The following is a 13710-nucleotide window of genomic DNA, read 5'->3' on the forward strand; positions in this document are numbered from 1 at the left end:
TATGCCTGATGCCTCAGGCGCCGAGGCCCGCTCCGGCTCGCGTGACGACGATGCGGGGAACCACAGCGCGGGAGGAGAGCTTCAGAATGCTCGTGGCAAGTTCGACGATGTCGGCGACCTGGATCATCTTGTCGGCCGGAATCTTGTCCTTGGTCCAGTCGCTCATGTCCGTGTTCACGTATCCGGGTGCGATCGAGGTACCGGTGATGCCGTTACCGCTTTCTTCCGAGTTGAGTGTGTCGATCAGGGAGAGCATCGCGGCCTTGGTGGCACCGTAGATGCCCAGTCCGGCTTCGGAGTAGACGCCGGCCAGCGACGCGAGTGCGATCACTTTTGCGCCTTTGTCCGGGTTCTTACCGGCCGCGGCACGCAGCAACGACATCGAACTCTGCAGCAGTGCGAACGGGGCACGCAGATTGACGTCGAGCGTCTTGTCGAATCGACGCATCGGGTAATCGGCAATCGAACCAGCAGTTCCCACACCGGCATTGAGGATCAGGGCATCCATGGACTCGAAGTGCTCACGGTGTACAGCGACGATCTTGTCTGCGGACTCCCGATCGGCAAGGTCGGCGGAGACTGTCACGACGTGTGGTGCACCTGCCGCGCGCAACATCGGTTCGACGGCGTCGAGTGCCTCCTTGGTTCGCGCAGTGATAGTAAGGCAGTACCCCAATTCGGCTAAGCGGGTAGCTATTCCGAGACCGATTCCCCTCGATCCGCCGGTGACGAGAGCAGATTTTCCGGCCATCAGTTCTTCCCTTCGATCGCTCGCAAGCCTGCTGCCATGAACTCGTGTGTCGCTTCCGCTGCAACTGCCGCCCCCGAACCGGTATCGGAGCCCGCCAGCGCGCGATGGGTAATACCCTCGCCGATGACCCCGAGCTTGAAGTTCGCCAGCGCGACATAGAAGTTCCAGTCGGTCAGCTCGACTCCGCTCGCTTGCGAATACAGTTGTGCCAGTTCGTCCGCAGACGGGTAGCGGTCACTGGTCCATGCCGCGTTGACGCCGAGTACGTCGTCGAAAATCGGCTGACGGTAGACGCACATCAAGGCGACGTCGGTGAGCGGATCACCGAGAGTGGACATTTCCCAGTCGACTACTGCGGCAATGGAACTGGTGTCACCTTCGGTGAGAATGACGTTGTCCACCCGGTAGTCGCCGTGCACGATGCTCGACGCCGACCTGGATGGAATCGCGGCCTGCAGCTTGTCTCGCAACCGATCGACGTCAGCGAGATCGCGCGTCTTGACCGACTCCCACTGCCGTGCCCACGTCTTGACCTGCCTGCCGACGAAACCATCCGGTTTTCCGAACGACCCGAGCCCCACGGCCTCGAAGTCCACCGAATGAAGCAGTGCGAGCACCCGGATCAATTCCGCTGTGTTGGCGGCGATGTCGGCGTCGGACAGATCGTCGAGATCGGCGCGCGTTCGAATTACCCGGCCTGGATCGAATTCGACGATGGTCGTGGGCGCGCCGAGAACTACGCCTTCGGCGTCGAAGGCAACGGTCTTCGCAACTGGAACCTCGGTGCTCTGCAGCGCGTTCGTGACAGCCCACTCGCGGGCCATATCGTGCGCCGATGGCGTCAACCCGCTGGTGGGTGGGCGTCGAACCACCCACGCCGAGGTGTCGTCGTAGGCTTTGAAGGTCAGGTTGGAGCGGCCACCACTGATCAGTTCGACCCTGAGCTCACCGGAAACTTCGACGCCGCACTCTGACAGGAACTTTTTCAGCGCGGGCGGATCCATGCCTGGCAGTTCGCTCATGTGTTCGCCTCTCGTGCTGCTCTTTTCGCGGCGCCGACAACCCGCTTCGCGATGGCCCAGCGATGGACCTCGGACGGGCCGTCGTACACCCGGAAAGGACGGATTTCCCGCGATAGCCGCGCGAGGGGAAGGTCGTCGGAAACCCCGAGGCCGCCGCACATTTGGATACTGCGGTCCACGATCCGGAAGACGGCTTCGGCGGCGAAAGTCTTCGCGATCGATGTCTCGTTGCTGGCAGTCGAGCCCTGGTCGAGTGCAAAGCACGCCTGGACAAGCAAGGCTCGCGTTGCGGCGATGTCGATTTCGTTGTCGGCGACCATCTTCTGAATCATGCCCAAATCGCCGAGGACCGAGCCGAACCCTTCACGCTGCGCGACCTGTGCGACAGCGATCTCGTGTCCACGTCTGGCTGCACCGAGCCAGCGCATGACGTGTGTCATGCGGGCGGGTCCGAGACGCACCTGCGCATAGTTGAATCCTTCGTCGACGGCACCGAGCACGTTCTCGTCGGGGACGAAGACATTGTCGAAGAAGACCTCGCAGTGGCCACCGATCGTCGCTTGGTCGAGTGTGCCGATGTGGCGGCCGACCTTGATACCTTCGGTGTCGGCGGGCGCGAGGAACATCGTCGCTCCTGCTCGGTCACCGGGCTTGCCTGCGGTGCGGGCCATGATGATGAAGAACCCTGCGCCGTCGGCGCCGGTGATGAACCATTTGTGCCCGTCGACGCGCCAGCCGCCGTCGACCTTGATTCCGGTGGACCTCAACGCCGAGGGATCCGAGCCTGCACCCGGTGCCGGTTCGGTCATCGCGAACGCCGATCGGACATCACCTGCTGCGAGCGGCGCCAGGAACTGTTCTTTTTGTGGTCCGGAGGCAATGTGCGCCAGCATGTGCACGTTGCCCTCGTCGGGCGCACCGATGTTGAGCGCGGCGGGCCCGAAGAGCGAGTATCCACCCTCTTCGAACAGGGGTGCGCGGTCGCTCATGTTCAGGCCTGCGCCGCCGTACTCGACGGGTGCGTGGGGTGCGAACACGCCCGCTTTCTTCGCCGCCTGTTGCAGCGAAATCCGCAGCTCATCGCCACCTGCGTCGGTAAAATTTCCGAGGAATTCGTCTTCGATCGGGAGGACCTCTTCCCGTATGAAGGTCCGCGTTTTGCCGATCAGCGCCTGGACGTGGGGTGAGTAGGTCAGATCGACAGCCACAGATATGCTCCTCGAAATCTACTTACCGAGCGATCGCTCGGTAAGTAGCACGCTCCCATGGGTCGGCCAGGTCCGTCAAGATGCGACGTGGCTTCCGAAATGCTGGGCCAGCCGCACGAGGGAGGTCACTTCTACATTCGGGGCGTGAAAGTAGTCGGGGTACCCGTCGCCGTTACGGTTCAGCCATGCTGTTGCCAACCCGGCCCGGCTTGCCCCGTCGATGTCCCAGGGATGGACGGCCACGAGCAAGGCCTCGCGTGGATCGTCGACGTCGCATTGCGCGAGTGCGTACTCGTAGGCGTGGACGGCAGGCTTCCATTCTCCGACTTCATCGACGGAGAGCAGCATGTCGAAACTACTCAGCAGTCCAGCTGAATCGAGCAGTTTCTCGGCGACGCCGACCGAACCGTTACTGAGGGTGACCATCCGAATTCCGAGTTCGGCCAAGGCGACGACCCCGTCCGCCACGTCCGGGTGGACGTCGAGCATGGCAAAGCCGTCCATGATGTGTTCGACTGCTGCGTCGAGCGGCCGATTGAGCTCCACACCATGAAGCATCGCTTTCAACAGCCCCGACCCCACGTCCGCGAACTTCCCCGCATTCCCTGCAGTGCTCAAAGCGAACCCGTCGCGCAATAGGCCACCGAACCACAACCCTGTCAAGGGCGAAGGCGCTCCTACATCGACGAACCGCTTCGGCATCGTGGACATATCGGACAGAGTTTCGTTGACGTCGAACACGATCACTCGCGGGCGACGAGAGTTGGGAACGGGCACCTGATCGATGGAGCCGGGATCATCGGGGACTGCATTCACGACCGTCCCCGCTTCCACAGTGACGAAATTTTGGTCCACAATCCAGTGGTCGACTGGGGTATCAGTTCTCCCGACCGATCGGGAAGCTCACTCTCGACTGCCGAGACAATCTGTCCGACAGTGGGATTGACGAGAGCGCGATTTCCGACGAATACCGTCGGCACCGTCTCGTCACCGCCTGTCGCCGCACGCACCCTGGCGGCACTACCTGGCACCGACCAGATATCGATGTCCGTGGTGGCGATACCGCGCCTGCGCAACGAGCTGCGGAGTCTCATGCAGAACGGGCACCCGGGTCTCCACATGACCTCGATTCCGTCGACGAACGTCGATGAACTCATACGGACTCCTATCGTTGGTGTATGCCCACAGGAACCCGTTGCCAGGGCATATCCATTCCAGTCTCTACTTCATCACTGGTACGAGATCATCAGTGGTTGCGGCTGTCGCAGCATCGTTTCGGCGGGCGTGAACATCGGTGTGTCCTCGTCGTAGAAATTTTTCCAGCCCAATGGTGTTCCCAGGGGCAGAGCGTCTCGGACGGCGGCCCAGGTTTCCTCTTTCGCTGCCGGGCCACCTTGCCCGTCCATATGCACCAGAACCTGAACTCCGGGTTGGGAAAGCTCGACGCGCTCGAGGCCCCGCACCATCTGAAGTTGAAATTGGTGCAGTAGCAACAGCTTCTGTGGTAGATCACCTGCAGTCACGATGCCGTCGAGCAGGGCTTTCACCTCTTCTATTTCGACCGCGTCGACGCTACCCACCCGCTCCAGTGGGTACTGACCGGGCTCGAGCTTCCATTCCGGGTCGAGCGCGAGTCCCACATTGGGAAACTCGAGCAACTCTGCATAGATTCGTGCCTGATCGACGAAACGGGCCCGTCCGGGCTGCAGATCCAACAGCACATAAACGCCCGCCTGCTGCGCTTTCTCGACCCATGGCCGCAGCATCTCCACACTGGCCTCACCGGAATAGTCCCCATCCGGTCCAGGCTCTTGGTGAGCGACGGTGGCGATGAGCTCGAACGTCGGCACGACCGGTACATCGCTGAATGCTTGGTATTGGGCTGCCAAGTGCCGAACCCGGTCGATCGCTGCATCCGGGCCCTGCTCACCGAGGGCACCGAGCCCGGGGGAACCAGGATGACCGTAGAGCGCAACCAGACGACGACCCGGAAACAGCTGCCTTCCACCACCAGGTAGTTCCGCTGGTTCAGGCGCCGCTGCTGGTTCAGGCACCGCGGCCGCGGGTGTATCGGGACTGTCTGCGGAGGCGTCCGACGTCCTCGGAGCCGGTTCGGTGGCCCCGGCAGTACAGCCGGCAGTCAGCAACAGTGCCATCACTGCGGCAGCGGCGGCGTATCGAGAACATGTGGGTGAACCAGGATTGTGCATCGTCGCTCCCCCTTTTTCACAGAGCACCTCTTGGTGCGTGCGCAGCGTAGACACAAACGATGTTCGTGACCAACTTGCCCGACGCCATTGCCTGGCGGGGGCGCAAGTGTCAATCGACCACGTTTTCCTGGAGATGGTCGAGTAAGACCACTTGTGCCGCGTTGAGCTTCGAACGGGCCTCGGCGACCGAAAACCACTCGACCCGATCGATCTCTGGAAAGGAAGTCATCGTGCCGGACTTGGGCGGCCACTCCATCTCGAAGGTGTTGCTGACGGCGCCGGCCGGGTCGAAGTCTGCTTCGACGGCGAAGACAGTCACGATCTTGCCGCCGCGCTGAGTGATGACGGGTAACTCGATCGACAGCTCTACCGGTGGCTCGTAGCCGGTCTCTTCGGTGAACTCGCGTCGTGCGGCGTCGCGGGGATCCTCGTCGGTGTACTCACCCTTGACGACCGACCATGCGCCGAGGTCCTTTCGGCTCCAGAACGGTCCCCCGGAATGCGCGATCAACACCTCGAGGACATCGCCCCGTCGTCGAAACGGCAGTAGACCTGCACTCTTTTTGGGCACCTGGGCAGCATGGCAGATACAACCGCTTCATGAATCCGCCGCATACCCCAGGGGGTACTTGCATACCCCCCTTGGTATGTGGCAGCCTTGAGGAAACCCGACAGACAGGACTGAACATGTGTCACCCCGTCAAATGCCCGAAGTGTGGCAAGACCACATGGGCCGGCTGCGGTCGCCACGTCGACGACGTCATGAGAGACGTTCCAGCATCTCGCCAGTGCACGTGTGCAGCCGAACCGGCGGTGCCGATGGGAAACAAAATCTTCCGCTCACTGTTTCGCCGTTAGCTCTACCAGCGCCGGACTTCATTGCCGCAGTTCGACGGCCGGAAGGATTCCCACCATGAGCATCACTCTCCACGCAACCATCGACACACTCGGCGACCAGGCAGCAATGCAGCGCTGATGACACTGGTCCTGGCTCTGATTCTCGGCGTCGCAGTCGGCATCCTGCTCGGTCTCCTCGGAGGCGGTGGGTCGATCCTGGCTGTTCCGGTACTCGTCTACGCCCTCGGACTACCGCTGTCGGAGGCGATACCGACCTCGCTGTTGGTGATCGGCGTCGCCTCCGCAACCGGCGCCATCCCCAAGGTGCGGGCACGGCTCATCGAATGGCGACTGGCTGCAATCTTTGCGGCCACCGGCATGATCGGCACCCTGGTAGGTACGGCCGTAGGCAGGCATCTGCCCGATACCGCCGTGATGATCGGTTTCGCAATCGTCATGATCGTCGCGGGGACACGCATGCTGCGCACCAACGACGACCTCGGAACTGCCTGCAGGACCGACAATTCCGGGATCGATTGGAGGCGATGCGCACCGCGGTCCATACCGACAGGATTCGGTGTCGGTGTTCTCACCGGACTGTTCGGCGTCGGCGGCGGATTTCTCATCATTCCGGCCTTGGTGCTGCTGTTGGGAATCGAGATGAGTGTTGCCGTCGGGACCTCACTGGTGGTCATCGTGGCCAACTCCGCCGCGGGTCTTCTCGCCCAAGCCGGAGGCCTCGGTGGGAACTGGACCCTTACCGTCATATTCGCCGCCGCCGCGATTGTCGGCTCCCTTGTAGCCGGACGCTTCAGCAACCGTGTCGATGCCGACAAGCTCCGGCAATGGTTCGCCTACCTAGTGTTCGCCGTCGCAGGCTACGTGCTCGTCGACACCCTCTTCCTCTCATGACGGTCGGTGGCATCGAGTCCCTCTCCGCACTCCGAAAACGACCCCGAAGGAGCACTCACACATGAACGTGACCGAACCGGACATCGCCATCATCGAAACCACGAGCCTCGGCGACCGCAGCTACTTCATCAGCTACGACGGCACTGCTGTCGTCATCGATCCCCAACGTGACATCGACCGCGTCCAGGCATTGGCCGCAGACAAGAACGCCAGGATCACGCATGTGCTCGAAACCCACATACACAACGACTACGTGACCGGCGGACTCGAACTCGCCCGCGCTGCCGGTGCCCAGTACGTCGTCCCGGACGGCGATCCCGTCGAGTACGAGCGTCGCGCCGTGCTCGACGGCGACATCATCGATGCGGGCGCGATGACAGTGCAGGTCATGCACACCCCGGGCCACACTCATCACCACGTCAGTTATGTTCTGCGCCATGACGGTGAGCCGATTGCGATCTTCACCGGTGGCTCGATGCTCTATGGATCCACCGGCCGCACCGACCTACTCGGCTCCGCGCACACCGAGGAACTCACCCACGCGCAGTTCCACTCGGTTCGTCGTATCGCTGCCGAACTCCCCGCTGATGTCGAGGTCTACCCCACCCACGGTTTCGGTAGCTTCTGTTCCGCGACCCCCACTACCGGCGATTCCTCCACCATCGCCCAACAGCAGCAGTCCAATCCTGCCTTGACTCAGGACGAACAGAGCTATGTCGACGAGTTGATTGCTGGTTTGTCCGCGTATCCCGCGTACTACGCGCACATGGGCGTCATCAATACCCAAGGGCCGGCCCCGATCGACCTGTCCGTGCCAGAGCCTGTCGATCCCCACGAACTACGCCGCCGGATCGACGCGGGCCAGTGGGTCGTCGACCTACGCGCTCGCACCGCGTTCGCTGCTGGACACCTCGACGGATCCCTCGGGTTCGAGCTGTCCACGAGCTTCGTCACCTACCTCGGATGGCTCTACCAATGGGGTGCGCCGCTGACGCTGATCGGAGAAACATCCGATCAGATTGCAGAAGCTACCCGAGAGCTTGCGCGCATCGGAATCGATCGCCCCTCCGGTTCTGCAGTCGGAGAGATTCATTCGCTCGTCGGTGATGGAGAATTGCGGTCGTACGAAGTATCCGACTTCGCCGGACTCGGTGGCGCTGCCGGTAAGCGTGAGGTGCTCGTGCTCGACACGCGTCAACACTCCGAGTACGCGGACGGCCACATCCCCGGTGCGGTCAACATCCCCCTCCATGAACTGGCGCATCGCCTCGAAGAGGTTCCGGCCGGCGAGATTTGGGTGCACTGTGCATCCGGTTACCGTGCGTCGATCGCAGCCTCGCTGCTCGACCGAGCAGACCGCAGCGTCGTCCTCATCGACGACGACTACGACAGCGCAGTAGAGCTCGGCCTGCAAAAATCTGACTGAACCGGAAGACCTCGGCTCGGCACCCGGGCTTCAGGCTCACAGTCGGCGGCCGAACAGAACCAACACCGCCGACCACGCCAGCGCGAGGAGACCGAACGCTGCGCGAAGCGAGAACGCCGTCGACCAAACGGTGGTGACTCCAGACGGCGGCACCGGCCGTCCGGCGAATCGATCTTCCAACCAGTCGAGCGTCAGCGGAGCCGAGAGCGGATGCAACGACAAGTGCTCGCTGAGCTGGTCGCGAAGGTAGGTGACGTGCGCTCCGTGGTCGAGGTAGCGATCGACTTGGCCGTCGACGTCGTCGACCGCGATGATCTGATCGTGCACCGCCTGGACGACGAGCATCGGCACGGTCGGTGCTGTTTGCCCAGGTTGGATGGCTTGAAAGATGTCGAGCAGTTCGGGGCTGGCAAGTAGGTCGGCAAGGGGCATGTCGATGTGCTCGTCCAAGTCGTGCCGCGCAAGCCTCCTCACGGCTGAGACGGTGGTGAGCTCGTTCACCGAGTCGAGCAGCTCGAGACCGGCCGAACTGACATGTCGCCTTATGAAGCGGTCGAGGTCCGGGTAGGTACGGCGCAGACCCGCGACCACCAGCGTGGGTAGGCCGGCGTGCACTGTCGCATTGAGCCGGATGAAGGCGGAGGCTGGGTCGCCGACCGGTGATCCGAGAGCTGCTCCAACCAGATTGATCTCCGGCGCATATCCGGGCGCCATCTCCGCCGCCCACGACGACGCCAGGCCGCCACCGGAGTAACCCCACAACCCGACCGGACTGTTGCTTGTCAGTGCAAGTGGAAAGAAGCTCAGTGCCGCACGCACCGCATCGAGCGTACAGAACCCCGGCTCGCGGGGTGATCCCCAATGTCCATGCGGGCCTTCATGATCCGGAATCGAGACGACCCACCCTCGACGAAGCGCATGCAGGATCAGTACGAACTCGAACTGCGGCACCGCGCCCCACGCTTTCGCACCCTTCTGCAGCGCGTACGACGGAAAACACGAATCCGACACTGCATCGATCGCGCACTGATAGGACAGCAACGGCGAATCGCCGACGCTCCTTCCACGCGGCAGCAATACAGTGGTCACGCTCGCTTGCGCTCTACCGTCGAGGTCGTTGGTGCGATAGAGCAATTGCCAGGCGTCGACCTGCTGGGTAATGCGGCCGAAGAGGGCCAAGTCCACTTCACGTGTCCGAAGGATCGTCCCCGGTTCCGTCACCTCGAAACCCACTCGCGGGATGTAGAACGCGTCTTCAGCGGGCCGAAGTGCCCGTCGAGGCCGTGGCGATTCTTCCGCCGAGAACGGCGTTCCGCCACTGTCCCTGTCGACGCTCATCGCCCACCCCTTGTTATCCGAGTCTTTCAGTAACACCAATCGGGGGAAGGATAGTCGATCTCGGCGGTTCGCAACGGACCTCATTCGACGAGCCGGTACCCCATTCCCGTTTCGGTGATCAGATGGCGCGGCCGCGCGGGATCGACCTCCAGCTTGCGCCGCAGTTGAGACATGTAGATCCGAAGATAGTTGGATCCGTGATCGTGACCAGGGCCCCATACCGTTCTGAGTAGCTCTTTTTGCCCGACGAGCTTGCCGTTGTTGCGGGCGAGCATTTCGAGTACACCCCACTCGGTCCGGGTGAGGTGTACTCGCAGCCCTTCCCGGGTGACGGTTTTCGACGCCAGGTTCACGGTGAACGTCGAGGTCGTGACGATCGGGTCCACTCGTCCACCGGCGGCAACCCGCCTACGCACCGCAACCCGTAACCGGGCCAGGAACTCGTCCATCCCGAACGGTTTGGTGACGTAGTCGTCCGCCCCTGCGTCGAGCGCCTCGATCTTGTCGCTGCTGTCGGTCCGTGCGGACAACACGATCACCGGGACATCACTCCACCCTCTCAATCCGGCGAGGACTTCGAGTCCGCCAAGTCCTGGTAGCCCGAGGTCGAGCACCACCACGTCCGGGCGCTCGGAGGCAATCGCGCGCAAAGCTCCCGTCCCGGTGTCAGCGGTCACGACGTCGTACCCCCGCGCCGAGAGATTGATACGCAGCGCCCGCACGATCTGCGGTTCGTCGTCGACGACGAGAACCCTTGTCCTACCGACAACCTCATCCACGGGACGCTGCATCGGTAACATCATGGGCCACAGCTTTATTGGTCAGCGATGCCGCTGACGCCAACTCTACGGTCATCGTTACTCCCCCACCGGCGGTCTCGGAGATGGTGACCGCGCCTTTCATTGCCTCGACGAATCCACGTACAACCGACAGGCCCAGCCCTACGCCTGTGGTGTTGTCACTGTCCCCCAGCCGCTGAAACGCTTCGAAGACTGCCTCTTCGGTACCTCTCGCGATTCCAGGTCCACTGTCGGACACAGTGATCAGAGCTCGACCCCCCGCATAGGTTGAGCCGACCCGCACCGGCGTTCCGGGGGCGTGACGCAATGCATTGTCGATCAGATTGGCCAATACCCGCTCGAGCAACCCCGCATCTGCAGCAACCGCCACGTCACCGACGTCCACGATCACCCGCTCGCGGCTACCGGCGGCGGCGGACGAACTGGCGAGGGCAGCGGACACCGAGTCCTCGACATAGACCACCGTCGAGCTCGGTGTGATCACCCCGGCAGCCAGTCTCGACGAATCGAGTAGGTTCCCGACCAGTCCGGTCAGCTGGTCGGTCGATTCTTCGATGGTAGTGAGCAGTTCGGCGGTGTCTTCCGGTGAGAATTCGACGTCGGTACTGCGCAGGCTGGACACCGACGCCTTGACTGCGGCAAGGGGCGTGCGAAGGTCATGACTGACGGCCGAAAGCAGGGCGCGCCGAAGGCGATCCGCTTCGGCTAGACCGGCGGATTTGCTCGCTTCGAGAGCCAGTTCGGATTGCCTGATCAACCCCATCGCTTGATTGGCGACGGCACTGAGCACACGGCGGTCATGTGCGCCGGTCTTCGATCCGGACAGAAGGAGAGTGAAGGTACCGTCTGCGGTCTCGATTGCCGTGTCGGCGTCGTCGGGCTCGGCCGGCGGGTCCTCTCCGACGGATTCCACGACGCTGCCCTCTGCTCTGATGATCGAGACCGCTCGTTGTGAGTACGTTTCACGGACCCGTTCGAGCAGCGTCCTGATGTCGCCGCCGCGCAGCACGGTTCCGGCGAACAGGGTCAGCAGTTCTGCCTCCTGAGATGCTCTGCGCGCCTGGACTGTTCGACGGGCTGCGGAGTCGACGAGAAATGCCACGGCGACTGCCATGATGAGCAGCACTATCGTGGTGACGAAGTTGTCGGGTTCGGCGATGGTGAAGCTGTGTCGCGGGTCCGCGAAGAAGTAGTTGAGCAGCAAGCCGGCAATCAGTGCCGACAATGCTGCGGGCGCAACACCACCGAGGAGCGCCACTCCGAGTACGACCATGAAGAACAGAGCGCTCTCGCCGCCGAGGTCGAGGTACGGATCCACGAGCAGCATCGCCAGCGCGGAGAGGAAGGGGACGATGACCGCAGCAGCCCAGGACAGGATGCGACGCTGCGTCGGTACCAGTCGCTTGATTCGCCAACCACGGCTGATTTCGGCGTGCGTGACCATGTGCACGTCGATCTTTCCCGAGTGCTGAATTACTGTCGCGCCGATGCCCGCATCCATGATGCGGGCCCAGCGGGACCGCCTCGAGGTTCCGATGACCAACTGGGTGGCGTTCGCGCCGCGCGCGAACTCGAGCAGCGTGGAGGGCACATCGTCGCCGACGACGCTGTGCATGCTGGCGCCGAGGCTGGCCGCGAGCTTGCGCACCTTACCCATCTGTGGCGCGGAAACACCTGCCATACCGTCACCACGGATGACGTGCAGCACCATCAGTTCCGCGCTCGACTTCGAGGCGATACGGCTGGCCCTACGGAGCAGGGTTTCCGATTCCGGCCCGCCGGTGACCGAGACGACGACACGTTCCCGCGTCTCCCATGTGTCGGTTATATCGTGTGAACTTCGGTATTTCGCCAACGCCGCATCGACCTGATCGGCTATCCACAACAGGGACAGCTCACGCAGCGCGGTCAAATTCCCTTGACGGAAGTAATTACTCAACGCTGCATCGACTTTCTCTGCAGCATAGATATTTCCGTGAGACAGTCGACGCCGCAACGCCTCCGGTGCGACGTCGACCAGTTCTATCTGCTCCGCACCGCGGACCACCGAGTCCGGGACGGTTTCGCGCTGCGGTACCCCGGTGATCTGCTCGACCACATCGTTGAGGCTTTCCAAGTGCTGTACGTTCAGCGTCGACACGACGTCGATGCCGGCGTCGAGGAGCTCCTCGACGTCCTGCCAACGCTTCTCGTGCGTGCTCCCCGGCGTGTTCGTGTGGGCGAGCTCGTCGACGAGTACCAGGCTCGGGTTTCGTTCGATGATCGCGGCCACGTCGAGTTCGTGGGCCGTCGATCCCCGATACTGGATCGAACGGAGAGGGATCTGCTCGATCCCCTCGAGCAATCCGGCAGTGCGGGCGCGGCCGTGGGTTTCCACCACGCCCGCGACCACATCGCAACCGCGTTCCTGCCTGCGGTGCGCTTCACCGAGCATCGCGAAGGTCTTCCCGACGCCCGGTGCCGCACCGAGGTAGATCCGCAGATCACCGCGGTCCGGTCCAACAGAACCGCGCCTACCTGCTGTGTTGCTCATACTCCTCGTCCTACCGCATTTGTCCGCTCGGTGCTTAGCGTGTGCCGCAGCCCGGCGCGGTCAAACCGAGCGCAAGGTTGAGTTCGGCCACGTTCACTGTCTCACTGCCGAGGAACCCGAACTGACGTCTGTCGGTGTGTTCGGCTACCAACGAGGCGACAGTGTCCTTACTCATTCCGTTGACCGTCGCGACTCGTTCGATCTGAATCTGCGCGTACGCCGGACTGATGTCGGGGTCGATGCCCGATCCCGAGCCGGTCAACGCGTCGACCGGAACAGCAGCGGGGTCGACGTTCTCGCGTTCGGCGATCACCTCGCGACGCTCCTCCACGAATGCCGCCAGAACCTCACTGCTCGGCCCCTGATTGGTCGGCAATCCCGCTGCCGGGTCACCCGTCGCGAAAGCATCCTCATCCGATACCGACCCGGTGACGCGAGCATGGAAGAAGGGATCCGGTTGCCCGGGGTCGACCTGTGAGTCGACACCGATCAGGCTGCTACCTACGACGCAGCCGTTGGCGTCGGTCAACGGCGAACCCTCGGCAGAGTTCGAGCCGATACGGCTCACTGCCCAGACTGCCGCCGGGTAACCGATACCCAAGATGACCGTCAATACCAACAGAACCGACAATCCTGCCGCGATCTGCCCGAAAAACCTCTGTACGAACCGCAT

The 13710-nt window shown here is 62.6% G+C and carries 13 protein-coding genes; 2 read left to right on the plus strand and 11 right to left on the minus strand.

Translation table 11 applies throughout. The features are described 5' to 3' along the window. Positions 1 to 13 precede the first annotated feature (13 nt). The 7 genes from O1W68_RS04635 to O1W68_RS04665 all read right to left on the minus strand — a co-directional run bounded on the left by O1W68_RS04635 (position 14) and on the right by O1W68_RS04665 (position 5762). Positions 14 to 751: an SDR family NAD(P)-dependent oxidoreductase gene (locus O1W68_RS04635; RefSeq protein WP_269301684.1), complete on the minus strand. Its 738-nt coding sequence runs from the start codon at positions 749 to 751 to the stop codon at positions 14 to 16. Continuing rightward, positions 751 to 1773 carry a phosphotransferase family protein gene (locus tag O1W68_RS04640; protein WP_269301685.1) on the minus strand — a complete coding sequence of 341 codons (1023 nt, stop codon included), beginning with the start codon at positions 1771 to 1773 and terminating at the stop codon, positions 751 to 753. The genes O1W68_RS04635 and O1W68_RS04640 overlap by 1 nt, the downstream gene beginning before the upstream one ends. Next, positions 1770 to 2981: an acyl-CoA dehydrogenase family protein gene (locus O1W68_RS04645; RefSeq protein ID WP_269301686.1), complete on the minus strand. Its 1212-nt coding sequence runs from the start codon at positions 2979 to 2981 to the stop codon at positions 1770 to 1772. Before O1W68_RS04645 ends, O1W68_RS04640 begins: the two co-directional genes overlap by 4 nt. Positions 2982 to 3056: 75 nt before the next feature. Next, complete coding sequence (locus tag O1W68_RS04650) at positions 3057 to 3797, minus strand: haloacid dehalogenase type II (RefSeq protein ID WP_269301687.1); 741 nt, start codon at positions 3795 to 3797, stop codon at positions 3057 to 3059. Next, on the minus strand, positions 3794 to 4138 hold the full coding sequence (locus O1W68_RS04655; RefSeq protein WP_269301688.1) for a glutaredoxin domain-containing protein: 345 nt from the start codon (positions 4136 to 4138) through the stop codon (positions 3794 to 3796). Before O1W68_RS04655 ends, O1W68_RS04650 begins: the two co-directional genes overlap by 4 nt. Before the next feature lie 72 nt (positions 4139 to 4210). Further along, positions 4211 to 5191 (minus strand): hypothetical protein, encoded by a 981-nt coding sequence (locus O1W68_RS04660; protein WP_269301689.1) that lies wholly within the window; start codon positions 5189 to 5191, stop codon positions 4211 to 4213. A 109-nt stretch (positions 5192 to 5300) separates the two neighbouring features. Continuing rightward, positions 5301 to 5762 carry an NUDIX domain-containing protein gene (locus O1W68_RS04665; protein ID WP_269301690.1) on the minus strand — a complete coding sequence of 154 codons (462 nt, stop codon included), beginning with the start codon at positions 5760 to 5762 and terminating at the stop codon, positions 5301 to 5303. Between the two features lie 404 nt (positions 5763 to 6166). Between O1W68_RS04665 and O1W68_RS04670 the strand changes: the two genes are divergently transcribed. Together O1W68_RS04670 and O1W68_RS04675 are read left to right on the plus strand one after the other, a co-directional pair. Next, positions 6167 to 6940: a sulfite exporter TauE/SafE family protein gene (locus O1W68_RS04670; RefSeq protein WP_269301691.1), complete on the plus strand. Its 774-nt coding sequence runs from the start codon at positions 6167 to 6169 to the stop codon at positions 6938 to 6940. A 61-nt stretch (positions 6941 to 7001) separates the two neighbouring features. Next, positions 7002 to 8366: an MBL fold metallo-hydrolase gene (locus tag O1W68_RS04675; protein ID WP_269301692.1), complete on the plus strand. Its 1365-nt coding sequence runs from the start codon at positions 7002 to 7004 to the stop codon at positions 8364 to 8366. A 36-nt stretch (positions 8367 to 8402) separates the two neighbouring features. On the opposite strand, the gene O1W68_RS04680 is transcribed toward O1W68_RS04675, so the two are convergent. From O1W68_RS04680 to O1W68_RS04695, 4 genes are all read right to left on the minus strand, one after another. Continuing rightward, a complete protein-coding gene (locus O1W68_RS04680; RefSeq protein WP_269301693.1) occupies positions 8403 to 9704 on the minus strand; it encodes a lipase family protein in 1302 nt (433 codons plus the stop codon). Positions 9705 to 9784: 80 nt separating this feature from the next. Further along, the gene (locus O1W68_RS04685) at positions 9785 to 10495 is read right to left on the minus strand and encodes a response regulator (RefSeq protein WP_269301694.1); all 711 of its coding nucleotides are present in this window, start codon (positions 10493 to 10495) and stop codon (positions 9785 to 9787) included. Beyond that, positions 10476 to 13037 (minus strand): sensor histidine kinase, encoded by a 2562-nt coding sequence (locus O1W68_RS04690; protein ID WP_269301695.1) that lies wholly within the window; start codon positions 13035 to 13037, stop codon positions 10476 to 10478. The genes O1W68_RS04685 and O1W68_RS04690 overlap by 20 nt, the downstream gene beginning before the upstream one ends. A 34-nt stretch (positions 13038 to 13071) precedes the next feature. After that, positions 13072 to 13710: a potassium-transporting ATPase subunit C gene (locus O1W68_RS04695; protein WP_269301696.1), complete on the minus strand. Its 639-nt coding sequence runs from the start codon at positions 13708 to 13710 to the stop codon at positions 13072 to 13074.

The sequence above is a fragment of the Rhodococcus sp. H36-A4 genome, from assembly GCF_027158005.1.
Classification (GTDB): Bacteria; Actinomycetota; Actinomycetes; order Mycobacteriales; family Mycobacteriaceae; genus Rhodococcoides.

Excerpts from the sequence above, each read along its gene's own strand:
- O1W68_RS04635 (WP_269301684.1), bottom strand. The coding sequence starts at position 751 with ATGGCCGGAAAATCTGCTCTCGTCACCGGCGGATCGAGGGGAATCGGT.
- O1W68_RS04640 (WP_269301685.1), bottom strand. The coding sequence starts at position 1,773 with ATGAGCGAACTGCCAGGCATGGATCCGCCCGCGCTGAAAAAGTTCCTG.
- O1W68_RS04655 (WP_269301688.1), bottom strand. The coding sequence starts at position 4,138 with ATGAGTTCATCGACGTTCGTCGACGGAATCGAGGTCATGTGGAGACCC.
- O1W68_RS04660 (WP_269301689.1), bottom strand. The coding sequence starts at position 5,191 with ATGCACAATCCTGGTTCACCCACATGTTCTCGATACGCCGCCGCTGCC.
- O1W68_RS04670 (WP_269301691.1), top strand. The coding sequence starts at position 6,167 with ATGACACTGGTCCTGGCTCTGATTCTCGGCGTCGCAGTCGGCATCCTG.
- O1W68_RS04675 (WP_269301692.1), top strand. The coding sequence starts at position 7,002 with ATGAACGTGACCGAACCGGACATCGCCATCATCGAAACCACGAGCCTC.
- O1W68_RS04680 (WP_269301693.1), bottom strand. The coding sequence starts at position 9,704 with ATGAGCGTCGACAGGGACAGTGGCGGAACGCCGTTCTCGGCGGAAGAA.
- O1W68_RS04685 (WP_269301694.1), bottom strand. The coding sequence starts at position 10,495 with ATGCAGCGTCCCGTGGATGAGGTTGTCGGTAGGACAAGGGTTCTCGTC.
- O1W68_RS04690 (WP_269301695.1), bottom strand. The coding sequence starts at position 13,037 with ATGAGCAACACAGCAGGTAGGCGCGGTTCTGTTGGACCGGACCGCGGT.
- O1W68_RS04695 (WP_269301696.1), bottom strand. The coding sequence starts at position 13,710 with ATGCGGTTCGTACAGAGGTTTTTCGGGCAGATCGCGGCAGGATTGTCG.